Genomic DNA, 18,072 nt, shown 5'->3' with positions numbered 1-18,072 from the left:
CCTAGAACGTGTAGTTCACGCTGGCGACCACGTTGCGCTGGTCGCCGTAGTAGCACCAGAACCCGTCGCAGTTGGCCAGGTAGTCCTTGTTGAACAGGTTCTTGGCTTCCACCGCCACGCTCAGCCCCTTCATGCTGCTGTCCAGGCGACTCAGGTCGTAGTGCACGGCAGCGTCGTACACGGTGTAGGAGCCTACATGCGCCACCTCGGTGTTGGCGGTGTTGCCGTAGGTATCGCCGACATAGCGAACCCCGGCGCCCATGCCGAAGCCGTCCAGCGGGCCGGCGTGCCAGGTGTAGTCGGCCCACAGGGTGGCCTGGTTGCGCGGGATCAGCGCCATGCGGTTGCCGACTTCGCCAGGCACGCCCTTGCGGATCTCGGTATCGGTGTAGGTGTAGGAGCCGACCAGTTTGAGGTTGTCGGTGACGGCGCTGGTGGCTTCCAGCTCGATGCCGCGCACCTGCAATTCACCGACACTGCGAGAGATGCTGCCTTCGGTGACCTTCACGTTGCTCTGGCGCAGGTCGTAGGCGGCTGCGGTCAGCAGGGTGTTGCTGCCCACCGGCTGGAACTTGACGCCCACTTCGTACTGGCGGCCTTCGGTGGGCTTGAACGACTGCGCCGCATCCACGTTGGCGCCGGTGGTCGGCTGGAACGACTCGGTATAGGACAGGTACGGGGTGAGGCCGTTGTCGAACACGTAGCTCAGGCCCACGTTGCCGGTGAAGGCCTTGTCGCGCTGGGTGCTGGTGGCGTCGCCCTTGTTGTGGAAGGTGGTGCCGGTGTGAATCCAGTCCTCACGCCCGCCCAGGGTCAGGCGCCAGTTGTCCAGGGCGATCTGGTCCTGCACGTAGACGCCGGTCTGGCGGGTTTTCTGGCCGTAGTCCTGCAGCGCGAAATAGTTCACGTTGGACATGTCTGCGCCATACACCGGCCGGATCACGCTGATCGGCGGCACGTTGATGCCGCTGATGTTGCCGTTGGCGTCGTAGTTGTACGAGCCGCCATACAGCCACTGGTAGTTGGTGTTGGAGCGCTGGTGGTCCAGGCCCAGCAGCAGGGTGTGCTCCAGCGCGCCGGTGCTGAAGTTGGCCTGCAGGTTGTTGTCGACAGCGAACTGGCTGATGTCTTCGTTGACGATGCCGGCCTCGCGGTTGACCGTGCCGTCGGGTTCGACGGTATTGAAGGTGGCCACGTTGACCGCGCGAAACGACAGGTCGCTCTTGGTGTAGCGCAGGTTCTGGCGCAGCTGCCATACGTCGTCGAGGCGGTGCTCGAAGGCGTAGCCCAGGGCGTAATAGGTGCGGTCGTAGAAGTCCCAGCCCGGCTCACCGAGGTTCTTGTGGTGGGAAATCTTCGCCCCGGCAGGCGAGGCCAACCGGGTGCCCTGCAAGGGCAGAAACTGCCCGGTGATGCCGGTATCGTCGCGGGTGAACTGCGAGATGAAGGTCAGGCTGGTGTCGTCGTCGACGTTCCAGGTCAGGCTGGGGGCGAGGTTGTAGCGCTTGTCGGGAATATGGTCGACCGGTGCGTTGCTGTCGCGTACCACGCCGCTGACGCGGTACAGAAACTGGCCGGCGTCGTCGATCTTGCCGGTGCTGTCGAAGTTGATCTGCCGGTGTTCGTTGCTGCCGACCTGGGCTTCGATCTGGTGCGCGCTTTCGGCCTGCGGGCGTCGGCTGAGCATGTCGAGCATGCCGCCGGGCGGGGTCTGGCCATACACCGAAGAGGCCGGGCCGCGCAGTACGGTGATGCGTTCCAGGTTCCAGGGTTCAACCTTGGGGTTGGCGAACGAACCCTTGGGCAGCGGCAGGCCGTCGAGAAACTGGGTGGGGTCGAAGCCGCGCACGCGCAGCCAGTCGGCGCGCGAGTCCGAGCCGTAGCCGCTGCTTTGCACGCCCGCGGTGTAACGCAGCGCGTCGTTGAGGTTGAGCACCTGGCGCTGGTCGAGCTGTTCGCGGGTGATCACCGACATCGAGCGTGGCGCCTCGACGATCGGAGTGTCGGTCTTGGTGCCGGCGGCGGTGCGGGTGGCGACGTAGCCGGTGGTCGGGCCCCAGGCGCTCTCGTAGTCGCCGGCAGCGTTGATGCTGGTTTCCGGCAGGGCCAGGCTACCTTCGGGGGCGGCGATCAGGCTGTAGGTGCCGGCGCTGCTCTGCTGCAGTTGCAGGCCGGTGCCGCGCAGGGCGGCCTGCAGGGCGCCGAGGCCGTCGTACTGGCCGCTGACCGGCGCCGAGGTGCGTCCGCTGGCCAGGCTCGGGTCCAGGGTCAGGGCAATGCCGGCCTGGCTGGCGATCAGGTTGAGGGTGGTCGACAACGGCCCGGCGGGCAGGCTGTAGCTGCGCGCGGCGCTCGATTCGGCGGCGATGGCGGCGGTGCTGGTCAGGGCCAGGGTCAGCAGGCAATGACGCAACAGCTTTTCAAGGGGACGGGACATGCAGCGGTTCCTCGGCGCAATAGTGCTAACTAGCTTCCATGCCGAGTGAAAAGGGAAAAGTGTCAGGGGGTGGGTAAAAAATAATGTTGAGGCCTTCGCCGGCAACGACCGCTCCTGCAGGAGGGCGTTGCAGGCGAAGGCGTTTTACGGGGTCTCGCCCTTGGCCACGATCGTCACCCACCATGGCGTGCGCTTTTGCACCTGCACCGGCAAGGTCGGCAGCAGCGACTGCAGCGCAAGGTCGGTGTCGTGCAGCGGGAAGCTGCCGGTAATGCGCAACCCGGCCACCTCCGGCGACACCCCAAGGTAGCCGCTGCGGTAACGCCCCAGCTCCTGCACCAGCGCATCCAGGCGCACGTTGTCGACCACCAGCATGCCGTGGGTCCAGGCGTCGGCGCCCAGGGCCAGCGGATCGATGCTGCCCAGCTGGTCGTGACTCATCATCACCTGCTGGCCTTCGCGCACGATCTGCTCGTCGCCGCTGTCCTGCGGCTTGGCTGCCACCGCCGACTGCAACACGCTCAGGCGCGTGCCCTGGTCTTCCAGGCGCACCAGGAAGCGTGTGCCCAGTGCGCGCAGGCGCCCGTCGGCCGTGGCGACGATGAACGGACGGTCATCCTTGTGCCCGGTCTCGATGGAAATCTCGCCTTCGCGCAGCACGATCAGGCGCTGCTGGCCATCGAAGCGAACATCCACCGCCGAATGGGTGTTGAGGCTGAGCAGGGTGCCGTCCTCCAGACGCAGGCTGCGCTGCTCGCCGGTGGCCGTGCGCTGGTCGGCCAGCCAGTAGTCCAGGCTCTGGTGGGTACTCAGCCAGCCGAGCAGGCCGCCCACCAGCACGATGCTGGCCAGCCCGCTGCCCAGCTTGCGCACGCGCTGGCGCAGGCCGGCCCGGGTTTCGCCCAGGGCCTTGCGCGCCGGGCCGGCCGCCGCGGCGAAGCGCTGGTTGAGCATGCCCAGCTGCATCCAGGCCCGCGCATGTTCTTCGTCTGCCGCGTGCCAGCGCTCGAAATCGGCACGCTCCTCGGCGCTGCCCGCATCCAGGCACAGCTGCCAGGCGATGGCGGCATCGAGCACCTTGGCCGATACCGGCCTGCTACTGAAGCCGTTCATGTCGGCTCGCCGTACAGCGCCACATAGCACTGGCGCATGCCCTGGGCCAGGTACTGGCGCACCCGCGACACCGACACGCCCAGGCGCTCGGCGATCTCGGCATGGCCCATGCCGTCGAGGCGGTTGTACAGGAACGCGGCGCGCGCCTTGCTCGACAGCTTGCCCAGCAGGCGGTCGATGGCCTTGAGGTCTTCGAGGATCAGGTGCTGTTCTTCCGGTGAGGGCTGCTCGGCTTCGGGGATCAGCATCAGTTCGGCGAGGTACGCCTGCTCCAGTGCCGCCCGGCGAAAGTGGTCGAACAGCAGGCCGCGCGCCACCGCGGCCAGGAACGCCCGCGGCTCGCGTGGTGCGGGCAGCTGCTCGCGCCCGAGCAGGCGCACGAAGGTGTCCTGGCTCAGGTCTTCGGCGCGCTCGGCACAGGCGACGTTGCGCCGCAGCCAGCCCAGCAGCCAGCCGCGATGGTCACGGTACAGCGCACCAACCAGCTCACCGTGTGGGCTTTGCACTGACGACAAGGTGTTCCCCGGAATAGATGCGTTAACTAACGAGAATTATTCGCGATTGTGTCAGAGCCGCTGGCACTGTGCAATTAACGCTCATCGGATGACGTATCCGGGGCTTGTCAGAAGCCGTGGCTGTGTTGCCGTCGCCGGCGCCAGCCTTGCAGGCGATGCTCCAGCAGCAGCGGGCTGTCGATGTGCTGGCGTCGCGCCTGGCTGAACAGGATCAGTGCCAGTTCGGCAGTGACCTGTGCATCGGCGCTGGCGTGGTGGCGTTCACCGGCCTGCAGGCCGAAGTGTGCGGTCCAGTCGTCGAGCCCGGCGTCGCGCAACACCACGTCGGGGTTGAGCAGCGGGGCCAGCTCGGCCACGTCGATGAATGGGTGCTGCAGGCGGTAGCCCAGGCTGTCCTTCAGGGCGCGGCTGAGCATGCGCTGGTCGAAGCCGGCGTGGAACGCCAGCAGCGGGCTGTCGCCGATGAACGCCATGAGGTCGAGCAGTGCATCGGCCGGCACGCAGCCGGCGGCAATCGCACTGGGCCCCAGGCCATGGATCAGCACGCTGGGGCCCGGCTTGTGGTCATGCCGGTGCAGGGTGCGCTCGAACTGCTGGCTGAAGTCGATGGCGCCGTCCTCGATCACCACCGCGCCAATCGACAGCACCTGGTCGCGGTTCAGGTTCAGGCCGGTGGTTTCCAGGTCCAGCACCACCCAGCGCTGGGCGCGCAGGGTGTGGTCCTGCAGCGGGGCTGGGCCGGGCAGTTGGGCCAGACGCTGCTGCTGGGCGGCGTCCAGTGCGGGTTGGCTGGGGCGCAGCCAGGCGAACAGGCTCATGACAGGTCGCTCATAGTTGGTAGCGCAGGGCCAGGCTGCTTTGCAGACGCTGGGCCTGGCGCAGCGATTCGCGCAGGATGCGCCGGTCCAGGTCGTTGAGGCTGTCGGGGTCGACGCGGTTGGAGTAGGGCAGGTTCTGGCGGGTCTGCAACTGGTGCTGCTGCATGCGGGTCTGCTGGATGAAGTGGTAGGCCTCTTCATAGGCGCCGCCATCGAGCGGGTCGATCACTTCCTTGCCTACCAGCTGGCGCAGGCGCTCCAGGGTGTTGTTGGCGTGCACGCCATTGGCCAGCGCCAGCAGGCGCGCGCCGTCGACGAAGGGCGTGAGGCCCTGCACCTTGAGGTCGAGGGTGGCGGCCTTGTCGTTGCCGCTGCGGGTCAGCACGAACTCGCGAAAGCGCCCCACGGGCGGGCGCTGACGCAGGGCGTTGGCGGCCATCATGCGCTGGAACAGGCGGTTGTCGGCGACCTGGTCGAGGATGCCCTGGCGCAGTTGTTCGCACGCCTGTTCGTCGCCCCACACCACGCGCAGGTCGAAATAGATGCTCGAGGCCAGCAGGTTCTCGGGGGTGGCCTCGCGGATGAACGCGGCAAAGCGCCGTGCCCACTCGGCCCTCGACAGACACAGCTCGGGGTTGCCGGCCATGATGTTGCCCTTGCACAGGGTGAAGCCGCACTGCGCTAGGCCCTGGTTGATGTGCTGCGCCAGCGGCAGCAGGCGGGCGCGAATTTCGGCAGCCTGGGCCGCGTCGCGTGCCTCGAACAGGATGCCGTTGTCCTGGTCGGTGTGCAGGGTCTGTTCGCGGCGGCCTTCGCTGCCGAAGCACAGCCAGCTGAACGGCACGCCGGGGTCGCCCTTGTCCTGGATCGCCAGTTCGATCACCCGGCACACGGTGTGGTCGTTGAGCAGGGTGATGATGTGGGTGATCTGGGTGGACGAGGCTCCATGGGCGAGCATGCGCTCGACCAGCTGGCCGATCTCGCCGCGCAGCGACACCAGGTTCTCGACCCGCGCGGCGTGACGGATGGTGCGCGCCAGGTGTACCAGGTCGACCCGCTGCAGCGAGAACAGGTCGCGCTCGGAGACCACCCCGCACAGGCGCTGGTCCTGCACCAGGCACACATGGGCGATATGGCGCTCGGTCATCGCGATGGCGGCGTCGAAGGCGCTGGCCTGGGGGCTGAGGTAGAAAGGCGCGGCGGTCATGTGCGCGGCGATCGGCGCGGCGAAGTCGGCACTGGCATCGGCCACCACCTGTCGCAGGTCGCGCAGGGTGAAGATGCCGACCGGTGCGCGCTGCTCGTCGACGATCACGATGCTGCCCACCTGCTGCTCGTGCATCAGGCGTACGGCCTCGCGTACGGGCGTATCTGGGGCGCAGGTGACCGGATGACGCATGGCCAGCTCGCCCAGGCGGGTATTGAGCGAATACTGGTTGCCGAGGGTTTCAACTGCGCGGCGCTGGACCTGCTGGTTGACCTGGTCGAGCAGGCTGCTGACACCCCGCAGGGCAAAATCCCGAAACACTTCTGAGAGTGCGAACAGGCGGATGAACGCCGCCTTGTTCAGTTGCAGGCAGAAGGTGTCTTCGGCGGCCAGGTGTTCGGTACGGGTGGCGCGCTCGCCCAGCAGGGCGGCCAGCGGGAAGCACTCGCCTCCGGTGATCTCGAAGGTGGTCTCGGTGCCGGTGGCGGCATGGTTGCGCTCGCCCACCACGCGTCCCTGCTTGACGATGTAGAAGTGCTCGACGGGTCCGTCGGCAGGCTTGATGATGCTCTCACCGCTGGCGTAGAAGCGCAGCTGGCATTGTTCCACCAGGTACGCCAGGTGGGCGTTTTCCATCTGGTTGAAGGGAGGAAAGCGTTGCAGGAACTGCATGGTGCCGTGAATATTCTGCAGTACTGCGGTTTTGCCGGCCTGGTCGAAGGCGTCCATCTTGCTCATGAGCTTTACCGCATCTGTGCGTCGGCGCCGAGGGCCGAGCATTTGTTTTTATCGTGCTGCATGGTCGGCCGCGGGGTGCGCAGTGCCCATTGGACGTTTGTCTAAAGTGGGTAAGCGTCAATTATCCGACGAAAGGCGGGTTGCGGCACATGCGTTTGCGGTCTGAACTTGATTCAACGGATATTTTTACGATGGAACAGCCATGCCCGAAGCCGACGACATACTGAGCGAAGCCGAGCGCAAGGCGCTGGCGAGCGTGACTGCGCGCGGGACCGCGCTGCCCAAGGTGCTGATCGTCGAAGACGACAAAGGGTCGCGCGAAGCGCTGGCGAGTTACTTGAAGGCCCATGGCATTCGTTGCCTTGCCGCAGAAAACACCACGGTGGCGTTCGACTACCTCAAGCGCGAACCCAGGATCGGGCTGCTGATTACCGACCTGCGCATGCAGCCGGTGGGGGGCATCGAGTTCATCGAGCAGATTCGTGAGTCGGACCAGGCCGCGTTGCCGATCATCATCGTGTCGGGCGATGCCAAGGTGCAGGACGCGATTGCGGCAATGCACCTGAGCGTGGTCGACTTTCTGCTCAAGCCGCTCGACCAGGAGAAGCTGGAAAAGCTGGTGAAGCTGGTGAGGCATGAGCTGGGCATCGGCTGAACCCCTTCGCTGGCTTGCCAGCGAAGGGGTGCGTCAGGCAGCGCCGTAACGAGCTTACAGCCCGTTGCGCGCCTTGAACTCGCGACGACGGCGATGCAGTACCGGCTCGGTATAACCGTTCGGCTGCTTCGCACCCTCGATCACCAGCTCGACCGCCGCCTGGAAGGCGATGTTGCTGTCGAAGTCCGGTGCCATCGGGCGGTACAGCGGGTCGTTGGCGTTCTGCTTGTCGACCACCGGCGCCATGCGCTTGAGGCCTTCGATCACCTGAGCCTCGCTGATGATGCCGTGACGCAGCCAGTTGGCCAGCAACTGCGCGGAAATCCGCAGGGTGGCGCGGTCTTCCATCAGGCCCACATCGTTGATGTCCGGCACTTTAGAGCAACCCACGCCCTGGTCGATCCAGCGCACTACATAGCCAAGAATGCCCTGGGCATTGTTGTCCAGTTCGTTGCGGATCTCTTCGTCCGACCAGTTGGTGTCGGTGGCCAGCGGAATGGTCAGGATATCGTCGACCGAGGCCGGCGCACGCTTGGCAAGCTCCGCCTGGCGGGCGAACACGTCGACCTTGTGATAGTGCAGCGCGTGCAGCGCGGCGGCGGTCGGCGACGGCACCCAGGCGGTGTTGGCACCGGCCAGTGGGTGGGCGATCTTCTGCTCGAGCATGTCGGCCATCAGATCAGGCATGGCCCACATGCCCTTGCCGATCTGCGCGCGGCCCTGCAGGCCGGTGGCAAGGCCCACGTCGACGTTGTTGTTCTCGTAGGCACCGATCCACTTCTGGGTTTTCATGGCGCCCTTGCGCACCACGGCGCCCGCTTCCATGGAGGTGTGGATCTCGTCACCGGTACGGTCGAGGAAGCCGGTGTTGATGAACACCACGCGCTCGCTGGCGGCCTGGATGCAAGCCTTGAGGTTGACCGTGGTACGGCGCTCCTCGTCCATGATGCCGACCTTCAGGGTGTTGCGCTTGAGGCCCAGCACGTCTTCGACGCGGCCGAACAGCTCGTTGGTGAAGGCGGCTTCTTCAGGGCCGTGCATCTTCGGCTTGACGATGTACACCGAGCCGGTACGGCTGTTCTTGCGGGTGGTGTTGCCGTTGAGGTTGTGCACCGCAGCCAGGTTGGTGACCAGCGCATCGAGGATGCCTTCGGGCACTTCGTTGCCATCCTTGTCGAGGATCGCGTCGATGGTCATCAGGTGACCGACGTTGCGCACGAACAGCAGCGAACGGCCATGCAGGCTCAGCGAGCCGCCATTGGGCGCGGTGTACTCGCGGTCCGGGTTCATGGTGCGGGTGAAGGTCTGGCCGGCCTTGCTCACGCTTTCGGCCAGGTCGCCCTTCATCAGGCCCAGCCAGTTGCGGTAGATCACCACCTTGTCGTCGGCATCCACCGCGGCCACGGAGTCTTCGCAGTCCATGATGGTGGTCAGGGCGGCTTCCATCAGCACGTCCTTGACCCCGGCGGCGTCGGTCTGGCCGACCGGGGTGCTGGCATCGATCTGGATCTCGAAGTGCAGGCCGTTGTTTTTCAGCAGCACGGCGACAGGGGCCGTGGCATCGCCCTGGTAGCCGACCAGTTGCGCGTCGTCGCGCAGGCCGCTGTTGCTGCCACCCTTGAGGGTGACCACCAGCTTGCCATCGGCAATGCTGTAGCGGGTGGCATCGACGTGGGAGCCGGCCGCCAGTGGCGCAGACTCGTCGAGGAAGGCGCGGGCGAAGGCGATGACCTTGTCGCCGCGTACCTTGTTGTAGCCCTTGCCCTTCTCGGCGCCACCGGCTTCGCTGATGGCGTCGGTGCCGTACAGCGCGTCGTACAGCGAGCCCCAGCGGGCGTTGGAGGCGTTGAGGGCGAAGCGTGCGTTCATCACCGGCACTACCAGCTGCGGGCCGGCCATGCGAGCGATCTCGTCATCGACATTCTGGGTGGAGGCCTGGAAGTCCGCCGCTTCTGGCAGCAGGTAGCCGATCTCCTGGAGGAAGGCCTTGTAAGCCGGAGCATCGTGGGCCTGGCCCTTGCGCGCCTGGTGCCAGGCGTCGATCTGCGCCTGCAGGGTGTCACGCTTGGCCAGCAGGGCTTTGTTCTTTGGAGCGAGGTCGTTGATGATCTTCTCTGCCCCGATCCAGAACTGCTCGGCGTTGACGCCGGTTCCGGGAATGGCTTCGTTGTTCACGAAGTCGAACAGGACTTTGGCGACCTGAAGGCCACCGACTTGAACGTGTTCAGTCATTGCTTGCCTCACTCTGCTCAGCTATTCAGCTCTTGTTTCAACATTTTTGTAGTGCGCGTCGCGGCATACTACATGAAGCGCTGCGCTTGGGAAAATCAGACTAAATACGCCGTTTTGCGACCATTTGGTCGCAAAACGTCGTTCTGGGAGCGGGCATGTTCTCAAAAATCGAGTGAATTGTTCCAGATAAATCTAAAAACAGTACACGATTTGTTGTTCGAGCCCGCTGCGGCAGGTTGCCGCGCCTTGCCTATACTTGATCGGCGCCCCCGGTATTCGGGGGCTGGAGAGAGGACTGGCGCGTGGATCATCTTGTCTTGACCGTGATTGCCCCTGACCGCGCCGGCCAGGTGGAGCGGGTGGCCGAATGCATCGCCGAGCATAACGGCAACTGGCTGGAGAGTCGCATGTCGCGCATGGCAGGGCAATTCGCCGGCATCCTGCGCGTCGCGGTACCGGCCGAATCCTATGACGAACTGGTGGAGGCGTTGCAGGCGCTGGGCAAGCACGGGATTCGCGTGCTGATCGCCGAAAGCGGCATCGAGCCGTCGTGCACCTGGAAGCCGATCGCGATGGAGCTGGTGGGCAACGATCGCCCCGGCATCGTGCGCGACATCACCCGGCTGCTGGCCGAACAGGGGGTGAACCTGGAGCGCTTCAGTACCGACGTGCGGCCCGCGCCGATGAGCAGCGAGCCGCTGTTTCACGCCGATGCGCTGCTGGCCCTGCCGCTGACGCTGTCGCTGGATGACCTGCAAAAGCGCCTGGAGGCCCTGGCCGACGACCTGATGGTGGAGCTCAAGCTGCGCCCCGAAGAGTCGGCGTAAGGGGTGGCGTAGCGCTCAGGTGCGCCGGCGAATGCTCAGCCAGGCATCCACGCTGTACAGTGCCAGGCCGGCCCAGATGAACATGAACGCCACCAGGGTGCTGCTCGACAGATATTCGTCGAACAGCAGCACCGCCTGCAGCAGCACCAGGGTCGGCGCCAGGTACTGCAGAAAGCCCAGAGTGGTGTAAGGCAGATGCCGCGCGGCGGCGTTGAAGCACACCAGCGGTATCAGCGTGACGGGCCCGGCGGCGGCCAGCCACAGCGCGTCGCTGGTGCTGTAGAAGCTGGCCTGGGCGCTGTGGGCCATGGGGTTGAGCAGCAGCCAGCCGATGGCCAGCGGTACCAGCATCCAGGTTTCCACCACCAGCCCCGGCAACGCCGCCACCGGCGCCTGCTTGCGGATCAGCCCGTAGAAGCCGAAGCTCAGCGCCAGTACCAGCGATACCCATGGCAGGCTGCCCACCTGCCACACCTGCTGCGCCACCCCCACTGCCGCCAGGCCTACCGCCACCCACTGCAGGCGGCGCAGACGCTCGCCCAGCAGCAACATGCCCAGCAGCACGTTGACCAGCGGGTTGATGTAGTAACCCAGGCTCGCCTCGAGCATGCGCCCGTTGTTCACCGACCACACATAGGTCAGCCAGTTGCCCGCGATCAGCGATCCGCTCAGGGCCAGGATTGCCAGGCGTCGCGGGTTGTCGCGCAGTTCGCGCCACCAGCCCGGGTGCTTCCAGAACAGCAGCAGGATCGAGCCGAACAGGGCCGACCACAGCACCCGATGCACGATGATTTCCACGGCGGGCACGTTCTGCAGGGCTTTGAAATAGATGGGGAACAGGCCCCAGATGATGTAGGCGGTCAGGCCCAGTATGTACCCGCGGCGCGGGTTGGCGGCTTGCATGCTGATTCCTTGCTTAGACAGCTATCTAAAACCCGGCTATTGTAGACAGACTGGCAGCAGGTTCTAGAACAATTTCAGCGGCTCTTCGGCCAGTGCGGCGGTCTGCTCACGCAGGGCCAGGACCTGGTCGCCCCAGTAGCGTTCGCTGCCAAACCACGGGAAGCTGCGCGGGAACGCCGGGTCGTCCCAGCGGCGCGCCAGCCAGGCGCTGTAGTGCAGCTGGCGCAGGGCGCGCAGCGGTTCGATCAGGGCCAGTTCGCGGGGGTCGAAATCATGGAACTCGTTGTAGCCATCCATCAGTTCGGCCAGCTGGCCCAGGCGCTCGTGACGATCGCCGGCGAGCATCATCCACAGGTCCTGCACGGCGGGGCCCATGCGGCAGTCGTCCAGGTCGACGATGTGGAACACCTCATCGCGGCACATCATGTTGCCGGGGTGGCAGTCGCCGTGCAGGCGGATGCTCTTGTATGGGGTGCGGGCGTAGGCGTCCTCCACGCGCTTGAGCAGGTCGCGGGCCACCGACTCGTAGGCCGGCAGCAGGCTGCGCGGCACGAAGTTGCCTTCGAGCAGGGTGGCGAGGGAGGCGTGACCGAAGTTGGCCACGCCCAGCGCTTCACGGTGTTCGAACGGGCGCGTGGCACCGACCGCGTGCAGGCGACCGAGCAACTGGCCGAGGCGGTACAGCTGGTCGAGGTTGCCCGGCTCCGGTGCGCGGCCGCCACGGCGCGGGAACAGTGTGAAGCGAAAGCCTGCATGCTCGAACAGGCTCTGGCCCTTGTGCACCAGCGGGGCGACCACGGGGACTTCGCAGTCGGCCAGTTCGGCGGTGAAGGCGTGCTCCTCGAGAATCGCCGCGTTGCTCCAGCGGCCGGGGCGATAGAATTTGGCGATCAGCGGTTCGGCGTCTTCGATGCCCACCTGGTAGACACGGTTCTCGTAGCTGTTGAGTGCCAGAACACGAGCGTCGCTGAGAAAGCCGATGCTTTCGACAGCGTCCAGGACCAGGTCGGGGGTAAGGGTATCGAAGGGGTGTGACATGGGAACTCCTGCAGCGCGACGGGTGGCCGGGCGTATGAGAGCCATGGTACAGCACCCCGGGGACGCTGCATGCCCCATCGCGGGTCAAGCCCGCTCCCACAAGGAAATCGCTGAACCTGTGGGAGCGGGCTTGACCCGCGATGGGCTGTGCTGCAGCCCCAATAATCTAGAGCGGCGTACCCAGCAGCACATACGCCGGCGAGAACCGCACTGCCACTTCACTGCCTACCGCCACCCGGTTGTCCAGCAGCCACTGCGGCTCGGCAAATGCGCACAGCGTCTGGCCGTTGCTCAGGCTCAGGCGCACCTCGGTAGTCCCTTGCGGGTCATCGATCAGTTCCTGTACCACGGCGCTCAACTGGTTGACCTGCGCCGGCCCGGGCATCGCCACCTCCAGCCAGCCGGCCTTGATCAGCGCCACCACCGGCGTGCCCGGTTCCAGCTCCAGACGCAAGGTGCTGTCATGGGTGATCTGTGCCTCGATGCGCAGCCCCCCGGCCAGGGTCAGCTCCACGGTGTCGATGCGGCCCTGCGCGCGAATGGCGCTGACCCGCCCATGCAACTGATTGCGCGCACTGGTGCGCAGCATCAGGCGCCCGAGCAGGTCGAGATCGTCGGAGTCTTCGGCCGCTTCCAGCACCTGCGCCTGCAACAGTTGCAGCTTCTGGTACAGGCGCAACACCCGCTGCCCCTCCAGCGACAGTTTCGCCCCACCGCCCCCGCGCCCGCCCACGCTGCGTTCTACCAGCGGGCTGGCGGCCAGGTTGTTGAGCTCGTCGATGGCATCCCACGCGGCCTTGTAGCTGATGCCGGCGCTCTTGGCCGCCCGGGTGATCGACCCCTGCTCGGCGATGTGGGCAAGCAGGGCGATGCGTTGCGGGCGACGGACGATATGTTGGGTCAACAGGGCAGGCAGGGACATGGGCGGGCACGCAGTCGGGGCAGGGATGGCCCAGAAAGTGCCCGCCGCCCCGGCGCAAGTCAAGCGCCGCCGGGCTTGGGCGTGCGTGCCAGGCAGTATACGTCCACCCGCGTGGCACCCGCCGCCCGCAACAGGCTGGCCAATGCCTGCGCAGTGGCGCCGGTGGTGAGCACATCGTCGACGATCGCCACATGCTGCCCCCTGATCGCCGCCGAATCGGCCAGGGCAAAGGCGTGGCGCAGGTTGCCCTTGCGCGCCTTGGCCGTCAGCCCCTGCTGGGCCGCCGTTTCTTGCGGGCGTTGGAGCAGACGTGGCTCGCAGGCGATCTCCAACTGCCCGGCCAACCACTGGGCAAGCATCGCAGCCTGGTTGAAGCCGCGTTCGCGCAGGCGCCGGCGCGCCAGCGGTACCGGCAACAGCAGGCCGGGCCGCGGCAGGTCTTCGGCAAAGCGGTAGGCAAGCCAGTTGCCCAGCAGTTGCGCCAGCAATCGGCCCAGCGGCCACTGGCGCTGGTGCTTGAAGCGGGTGATCAGTGCATCCACGGGGAAGCCGTAGTGCCAGGGCGCCTCGACCCGGGTGAAGGCGGGTGGGCGGCGGCTGCACTGGCCGCAGGTCAGGCCCCGCATCGGCAAGGGCAGCGCGCAGGTTCGACAGCATTCTTCCAGCCAGGGCAGTTCGGCCTCGCAGGCCACGCAAATGGGGTGTGACTGCTGGGCAGGTTCATCGCACAGCAAACACGTTTGGTTGATATTTAGCCAGTTGTAAACCAGTTGTTTAAGGCGTGGTTGACAGTGCATGGCGCTTCCTTAACTATGCGAGCTATCCGTGATGCGCTGGCGGGCTTTCCTGTCCCGGCGCCAGTACAAGCCTAAACAAGGAAACACCCATGAGCGCCAGCACAACTGCAACGCTTCGTCACGACTGGTCCCTGGCCGAAGTCAAAGCACTGTTCCAGCTACCGTTCAACGACCTGCTGTTTCAGGCGCAGACCGTTCACCGCGCGCATTTCGACGCCAACCGCGTTCAGGTCTCGACCCTGCTGTCGATCAAGACCGGCGCCTGCCCGGAAGATTGCAAATATTGTCCGCAGTCCGGTCACTACAACACCGGCCTGGAAAAACAGAAGCTGATGGAGGTGCAGAAGGTGCTGGAGGAGGCCGCCCGGGCCAAGGCCATCGGCTCCACGCGCTTCTGCATGGGCGCGGCGTGGAAGCACCCGTCGGCCAAGGACATGCCCTACGTGCTGCAGATGGTCAAAGGGGTCAAGGCGCTGGGCCTGGAAACCTGCATGACCCTGGGCAAGCTCGACCAGGAGCAGACCGTGGCCCTGGCCCAGGCCGGCCTGGACTACTACAACCACAACCTGGACACCTCGCCTGAGTTCTACGGCAGCATCATCACCACCCGCACCTACGGCGAGCGCCTGCAGACCCTGGCTTATGTGCGCGATGCCGGGATGAAGATCTGTTCGGGCGGGATCCTGGGCATGGGCGAATCGCTGGACGACCGCGCCGGGCTGCTGATCCAGCTGGCCAACCTCCCGGAGCACCCCGAATCGGTGCCGATCAACATGCTGGTGAAGGTGGCGGGCACGCCGCTCGAGAATGCCGAAGACGTCGACCCGTTCGACTTCATCCGCATGCTGGCAGTGGCGCGTATCCTCATGCCGCAGTCCCATGTGCGCCTGTCGGCCGGGCGCGAGGCGATGAACGAACAGATGCAGGCACTGGCCTTCTTCGCCGGGGCCAACTCGATCTTCTACGGCGAGAAGCTGCTGACCACCGCCAACCCGCAGGCCGACAAGGACATGCAACTGTTCGCGCGCCTGGGCATCCAGCCTGAAGCGCGCGAAGAGCACGCCGACGAGGTGCATCAGGCGGCCATCGAGCAGGCGCTGATCGAGCAGAAGAGCAGCGAGCTGTTCTACGACGCCGCCTCCGCCTGAGGTCCCCATGAGCTTTGATCTGAGTGCGCGCCTGGAACAACGGCGCGCTGCGGCGCTGTATCGCCAGCGACCCCTGCTGCAGAGCCCGCAGGGGCCGCAGGTGATGGTGGACGGCACGCCGTTGCTGGCGTTTTGCAGCAACGACTACCTGGGCCTGGCCAACCACCCCGAGGTGATCGACGCCTGGCGTGCAGGCGCTGAGCGCTGGGGCGTGGGCGGCGGGGCGTCGCACCTGGTGATCGGCCACAGCTCGCCGCACCATGAACTGGAACTGGCCCTGGCCGAGTTTACCGGTCGCCCGCGCGCGCTGCTGTTCACCACCGGCTACCTGGCCAACCTGGGTGCGTTGACCGCGCTGGTGGGGCAGGGCGACAGCGTGCTGCAGGATCGCCTCAACCATGCTTCGCTGCTGGATGGCGGGTTGCTCAGTGGTGCGCGCTTCAGCCGCTACCTGCACAACGATGCCGACAGCCTCGGCAAGCGCCTGGACAAGGCCAGCGGCAATGCGCTGGTGGTCACCGATGGCGTGTTCAGCATGGACGGCGACATCGCCGACCTGCCGGCGCTGGCTGCCCAGGCGCAGGCCAGGGGCGCCTGGCTGATGGTCGATGATGCCCATGGCTTCGGCACCCTGGGCCGCCACGGCGGTGGCGTGGTGGAGCATTTCGGCCTGGACATGGGGCAGGTACCGGTGCTGGTCGGCACCCTGGGCAAGGCCTTCGGTACCGCCGGTGCGTTCGTCGCTGGCAGTGAGGAACTGATCGAGAGCCTGATCCAGTTCGCCCGCCCGTACATCTATACCACCAGCCAGCCACCGGCCCTGGCCTGCGCCACGCTCAGGAGCCTGCAACTGCTGCGTGACGAGCACTGGCGCCGCGAGCACCTGGCTGCGCTGATCCGCCAGTTCCGTCAGGGCGCCGAGCAGATCGGCCTGCACCTGATGGACAGTTTCACGCCGATCCAGCCGATTCTGATCGGCGATGCCGCAAGGGCCATGCGGCTGTCGGCGATGTTGCGCGAACGCGGGCTGATGGTCACGGCGATCCGTCCACCGACGGTGCCGGCCGGCAGTGCCCGGCTGCGCGTGACCCTGACCGCCGCCCACAGCGCCGCGCAGGTACAGCTATTGTTGAATGCATTGGCCGAGTGTCATTCGCTGCTGGAGCCTGCTGATGCGTGATCGACTGATTCTTTTGCCGGGCTGGGGCCTGGGTACCGCTGCACTGGAGCCGCTGGCCGCGAGCTTGCGCGCCCTGGATGCCAAGCTGCACGTGGAGCTGATGCCTCTGCCGGAGCTGGATGGCAGTGACGTGCCTGTATGGCTGGATCACCTGGACCGCACGTTGCCTACCGACACCTGGCTGGGAGGCTGGTCGCTGGGCGGCATGCTCGCCGCCGAGCTGGCGGCGCGACGCGGCGATCACTGCTGCGGGCTGGTGACGCTGGGCAGCAACGCCAGCTTCGTGGCCCGTGCGGACTGGCCCCATGGCATGCCGACCGACACCTTCAATACCTTTCTCGACGGTTGCCGTAGCCATACGCAAGTGACGCTCAAGCGCTTCAAGTCGCTGTGCAGCCAGGGCGCGCAGGCGCCGCGCAGCCTGGCGCGGTTGCTGGAGGTGGGGGTGCCGGCAACCGACCCGCTGTACCTGGCCACGGGCCTGGAGGTATTGCGGCAACTCGATACCCGGGCTGCGCTGAGCAACTTCGGCGGCCCGCAGTTGCACCTGTTCGCAGGCAGCGACGCGCTGGTGCCGGTCGAGGCGGCCAAGGCGCTGTTCGAACTGCTGCAGGACGTCGAGGTGGGCATTGTCGAGGACAGCGCCCACGCCTTCCTGCTGGAGCACGCCCAGGCGTTGGCGACCTTTATCAAGACCTTCCTGCACGAGAGTGGCGATGACTGATCTTTCCCTGCCCAGGCTGCCCGGCGCCTTGCCCGACAAGCGCCAGGTGGCGGCCTCGTTTTCCCGTGCTGCGGCCAGCTACGACAGTGTCGCCGCGTTGCAGCGGGCGGTGGGCGCTCATCTGCTGGCGCAGCTGCCCGCCGATTTGCAACCGCGTTGCTGGATCGATCTGGGCAGTGGCACCGGGCATTTCAGCCGGCACTTGCAGCAACGTTATCCGCAAGGGCTGGGTGTGGCGGTGGATATCGCCGAAGGCATGCTGCTGCATGCCCGTGAGCTGGGGGGCGCGCATTACCATGTGGCGGGCGATGCCGAGCGTCTGCCGCTGCGTGATGGCAGCGCCGGGCTGATCTTCTCCAGCCTGGCGGTGCAGTGGTGCGCCGACCTGGCTGCGGTGCTGCGTGAAGCGCAGCGGGTTCTGCAGCCTGGGGGCGTGCTGGCGTTCGCCAGCCTGTGCGTGGGCACGCTGTTCGAGCTGCGTGAAAGCTGGCAGGCGGTGGACGGGCTGGTGCACGTCAATCGCTTCCGCCCTCTGGCGGACTACCAGCGTCTGTGTGCCGACAGCGGGCTGCAGGTGCTCGGGCTGGAGGCCCGGCCCCATGTACTGCATTACCCCGATGTGCGCAGCCTGACCCATGAGCTCAAGGCGCTGGGCGCACACAACCTCAACCCCGGTCGCCCCGCCGGCCTGACCGGCAGGGCACGCATGCAGGGCCTGCTGCAGGCCTACGAGCGCTTTCGCCAGCCGCAGGGACTGCCCGCCACCTATCAGGTAGTCTATGCGGTACTGCACAAGCCGCAGCACCAGGGGGATTGAG

Annotated in this window: 16 protein-coding genes; 6 read left to right on the top strand and 10 right to left on the bottom strand. The window is 66.1% G+C overall.

Going from position 1 to position 18,072, the window contains the following annotated elements; all coding sequences use genetic code 11:
* Nucleotide 1: 1 nt before the first annotated feature.
* From B4I46_RS04725 to B4I46_RS04705, 5 genes are all read right to left on the bottom strand, one after another.
* Nucleotides 2–2,437, bottom strand: a complete 2,436-nt coding sequence (locus B4I46_RS04725) for a TonB-dependent siderophore receptor (RefSeq protein WP_286898831.1) — start codon at nt 2,435–2,437, stop codon at nt 2–4.
* A gap of 144 nt (nt 2,438–2,581) precedes the next feature.
* Nucleotides 2,582–3,550, bottom strand: a complete 969-nt coding sequence (locus B4I46_RS04720) for a FecR domain-containing protein (RefSeq protein ID WP_054915985.1) — start codon at nt 3,548–3,550, stop codon at nt 2,582–2,584.
* Nucleotides 3,547–4,065, bottom strand: a complete 519-nt coding sequence (locus B4I46_RS04715; protein WP_043863668.1) for an RNA polymerase sigma factor — start codon at nt 4,063–4,065, stop codon at nt 3,547–3,549. Before B4I46_RS04715 ends, B4I46_RS04720 begins: the two co-directional genes overlap by 4 nt.
* Before the next feature lie 107 nt (nt 4,066–4,172).
* Nucleotides 4,173–4,883, bottom strand: a complete 711-nt coding sequence (locus tag B4I46_RS04710) for a 3'-5' exonuclease (RefSeq protein WP_043863669.1) — start codon at nt 4,881–4,883, stop codon at nt 4,173–4,175.
* Between the two features lie 10 nt (nt 4,884–4,893).
* Nucleotides 4,894–6,828 (bottom strand): DUF294 nucleotidyltransferase-like domain-containing protein, encoded by a 1,935-nt coding sequence (locus B4I46_RS04705; protein ID WP_043863670.1) that lies wholly within the window; start codon nt 6,826–6,828, stop codon nt 4,894–4,896.
* 202 nt (nt 6,829–7,030) lie between these two features.
* Here B4I46_RS04705 and B4I46_RS04700 point away from each other — a divergent pair, with 202 nt between their 5' ends.
* On the top strand, nt 7,031–7,483 hold the full coding sequence (locus B4I46_RS04700) for a response regulator (RefSeq protein WP_054915983.1): 453 nt from the start codon (nt 7,031–7,033) through the stop codon (nt 7,481–7,483).
* Between the two features lie 54 nt (nt 7,484–7,537).
* Here the strand turns inward: B4I46_RS04700 and B4I46_RS04695 are convergent, their stop codons facing one another.
* Nucleotides 7,538–9,715, bottom strand: a complete 2,178-nt coding sequence (locus tag B4I46_RS04695) for a malate synthase G (RefSeq protein ID WP_043863672.1) — start codon at nt 9,713–9,715, stop codon at nt 7,538–7,540.
* Nucleotides 9,716–10,017: 302 nt separating this feature from the next.
* Between B4I46_RS04695 and B4I46_RS04690 the strand changes: the two genes are divergently transcribed.
* The gene (locus B4I46_RS04690; protein WP_058541817.1) at nt 10,018–10,542 is read left to right on the top strand and encodes a glycine cleavage system protein R; all 525 of its coding nucleotides are present in this window, start codon (nt 10,018–10,020) and stop codon (nt 10,540–10,542) included.
* A gap of 15 nt (nt 10,543–10,557) precedes the next feature.
* Here B4I46_RS04690 and rarD read toward each other — a convergent pair whose 3' ends face one another.
* From rarD to B4I46_RS04670, 4 genes are all read right to left on the bottom strand, one after another.
* Nucleotides 10,558–11,445 carry an EamA family transporter RarD gene (rarD, locus tag B4I46_RS04685; protein WP_286898824.1) on the bottom strand — a complete coding sequence of 296 codons (888 nt, stop codon included), beginning with the start codon at nt 11,443–11,445 and terminating at the stop codon, nt 10,558–10,560.
* Between the two features lie 63 nt (nt 11,446–11,508).
* On the bottom strand, nt 11,509–12,483 hold the full coding sequence (locus B4I46_RS04680; RefSeq protein ID WP_054915980.1) for a serine/threonine protein kinase: 975 nt from the start codon (nt 12,481–12,483) through the stop codon (nt 11,509–11,511).
* A 166-nt stretch (nt 12,484–12,649) separates the two neighbouring features.
* Nucleotides 12,650–13,405 carry a TOBE domain-containing protein gene (locus B4I46_RS04675; RefSeq protein ID WP_043863676.1) on the bottom strand — a complete coding sequence of 252 codons (756 nt, stop codon included), beginning with the start codon at nt 13,403–13,405 and terminating at the stop codon, nt 12,650–12,652.
* 59 nt (nt 13,406–13,464) lie between these two features.
* On the bottom strand, nt 13,465–14,202 hold the full coding sequence (locus B4I46_RS04670) for a ComF family protein (RefSeq protein ID WP_286898822.1): 738 nt from the start codon (nt 14,200–14,202) through the stop codon (nt 13,465–13,467).
* Between the two features lie 89 nt (nt 14,203–14,291).
* Between B4I46_RS04670 and bioB the strand changes: the two genes are divergently transcribed.
* From bioB to bioC, 4 genes are read left to right on the top strand one after another with little or no spacing between them, the layout of a single operon-like run.
* Nucleotides 14,292–15,350, top strand: a complete 1,059-nt coding sequence (gene bioB, locus B4I46_RS04665; protein WP_043863678.1) for a biotin synthase BioB — start codon at nt 14,292–14,294, stop codon at nt 15,348–15,350.
* A gap of 7 nt (nt 15,351–15,357) precedes the next feature.
* Entirely contained in the window at nt 15,358–16,530 is a 1,173-nt protein-coding gene (gene bioF / locus B4I46_RS04660; protein ID WP_286898821.1) for an 8-amino-7-oxononanoate synthase, read from the top strand.
* On the top strand, nt 16,523–17,254 hold the full coding sequence (locus B4I46_RS04655; protein ID WP_196931977.1) for an alpha/beta fold hydrolase: 732 nt from the start codon (nt 16,523–16,525) through the stop codon (nt 17,252–17,254). The genes bioF and B4I46_RS04655 overlap by 8 nt, the downstream gene beginning before the upstream one ends.
* Entirely contained in the window at nt 17,247–18,071 is an 825-nt protein-coding gene (gene bioC, locus B4I46_RS04650; RefSeq protein WP_078480862.1) for a malonyl-ACP O-methyltransferase BioC, read from the top strand. Before B4I46_RS04655 ends, bioC begins: the two co-directional genes overlap by 8 nt.
* Nucleotide 18,072 lies beyond the last annotated feature (1 nt).

The sequence above is a fragment of the Pseudomonas sp. UBA7500 genome, assembly GCF_002478435.1.
Classification (GTDB): Bacteria; Pseudomonadota; Gammaproteobacteria; order Pseudomonadales; family Pseudomonadaceae; genus Aquipseudomonas; species Aquipseudomonas palmensis.
Note: the sequence above shows the minus strand (reverse complement) of the source record. Positions and strands in the feature narration are given on the sequence as shown.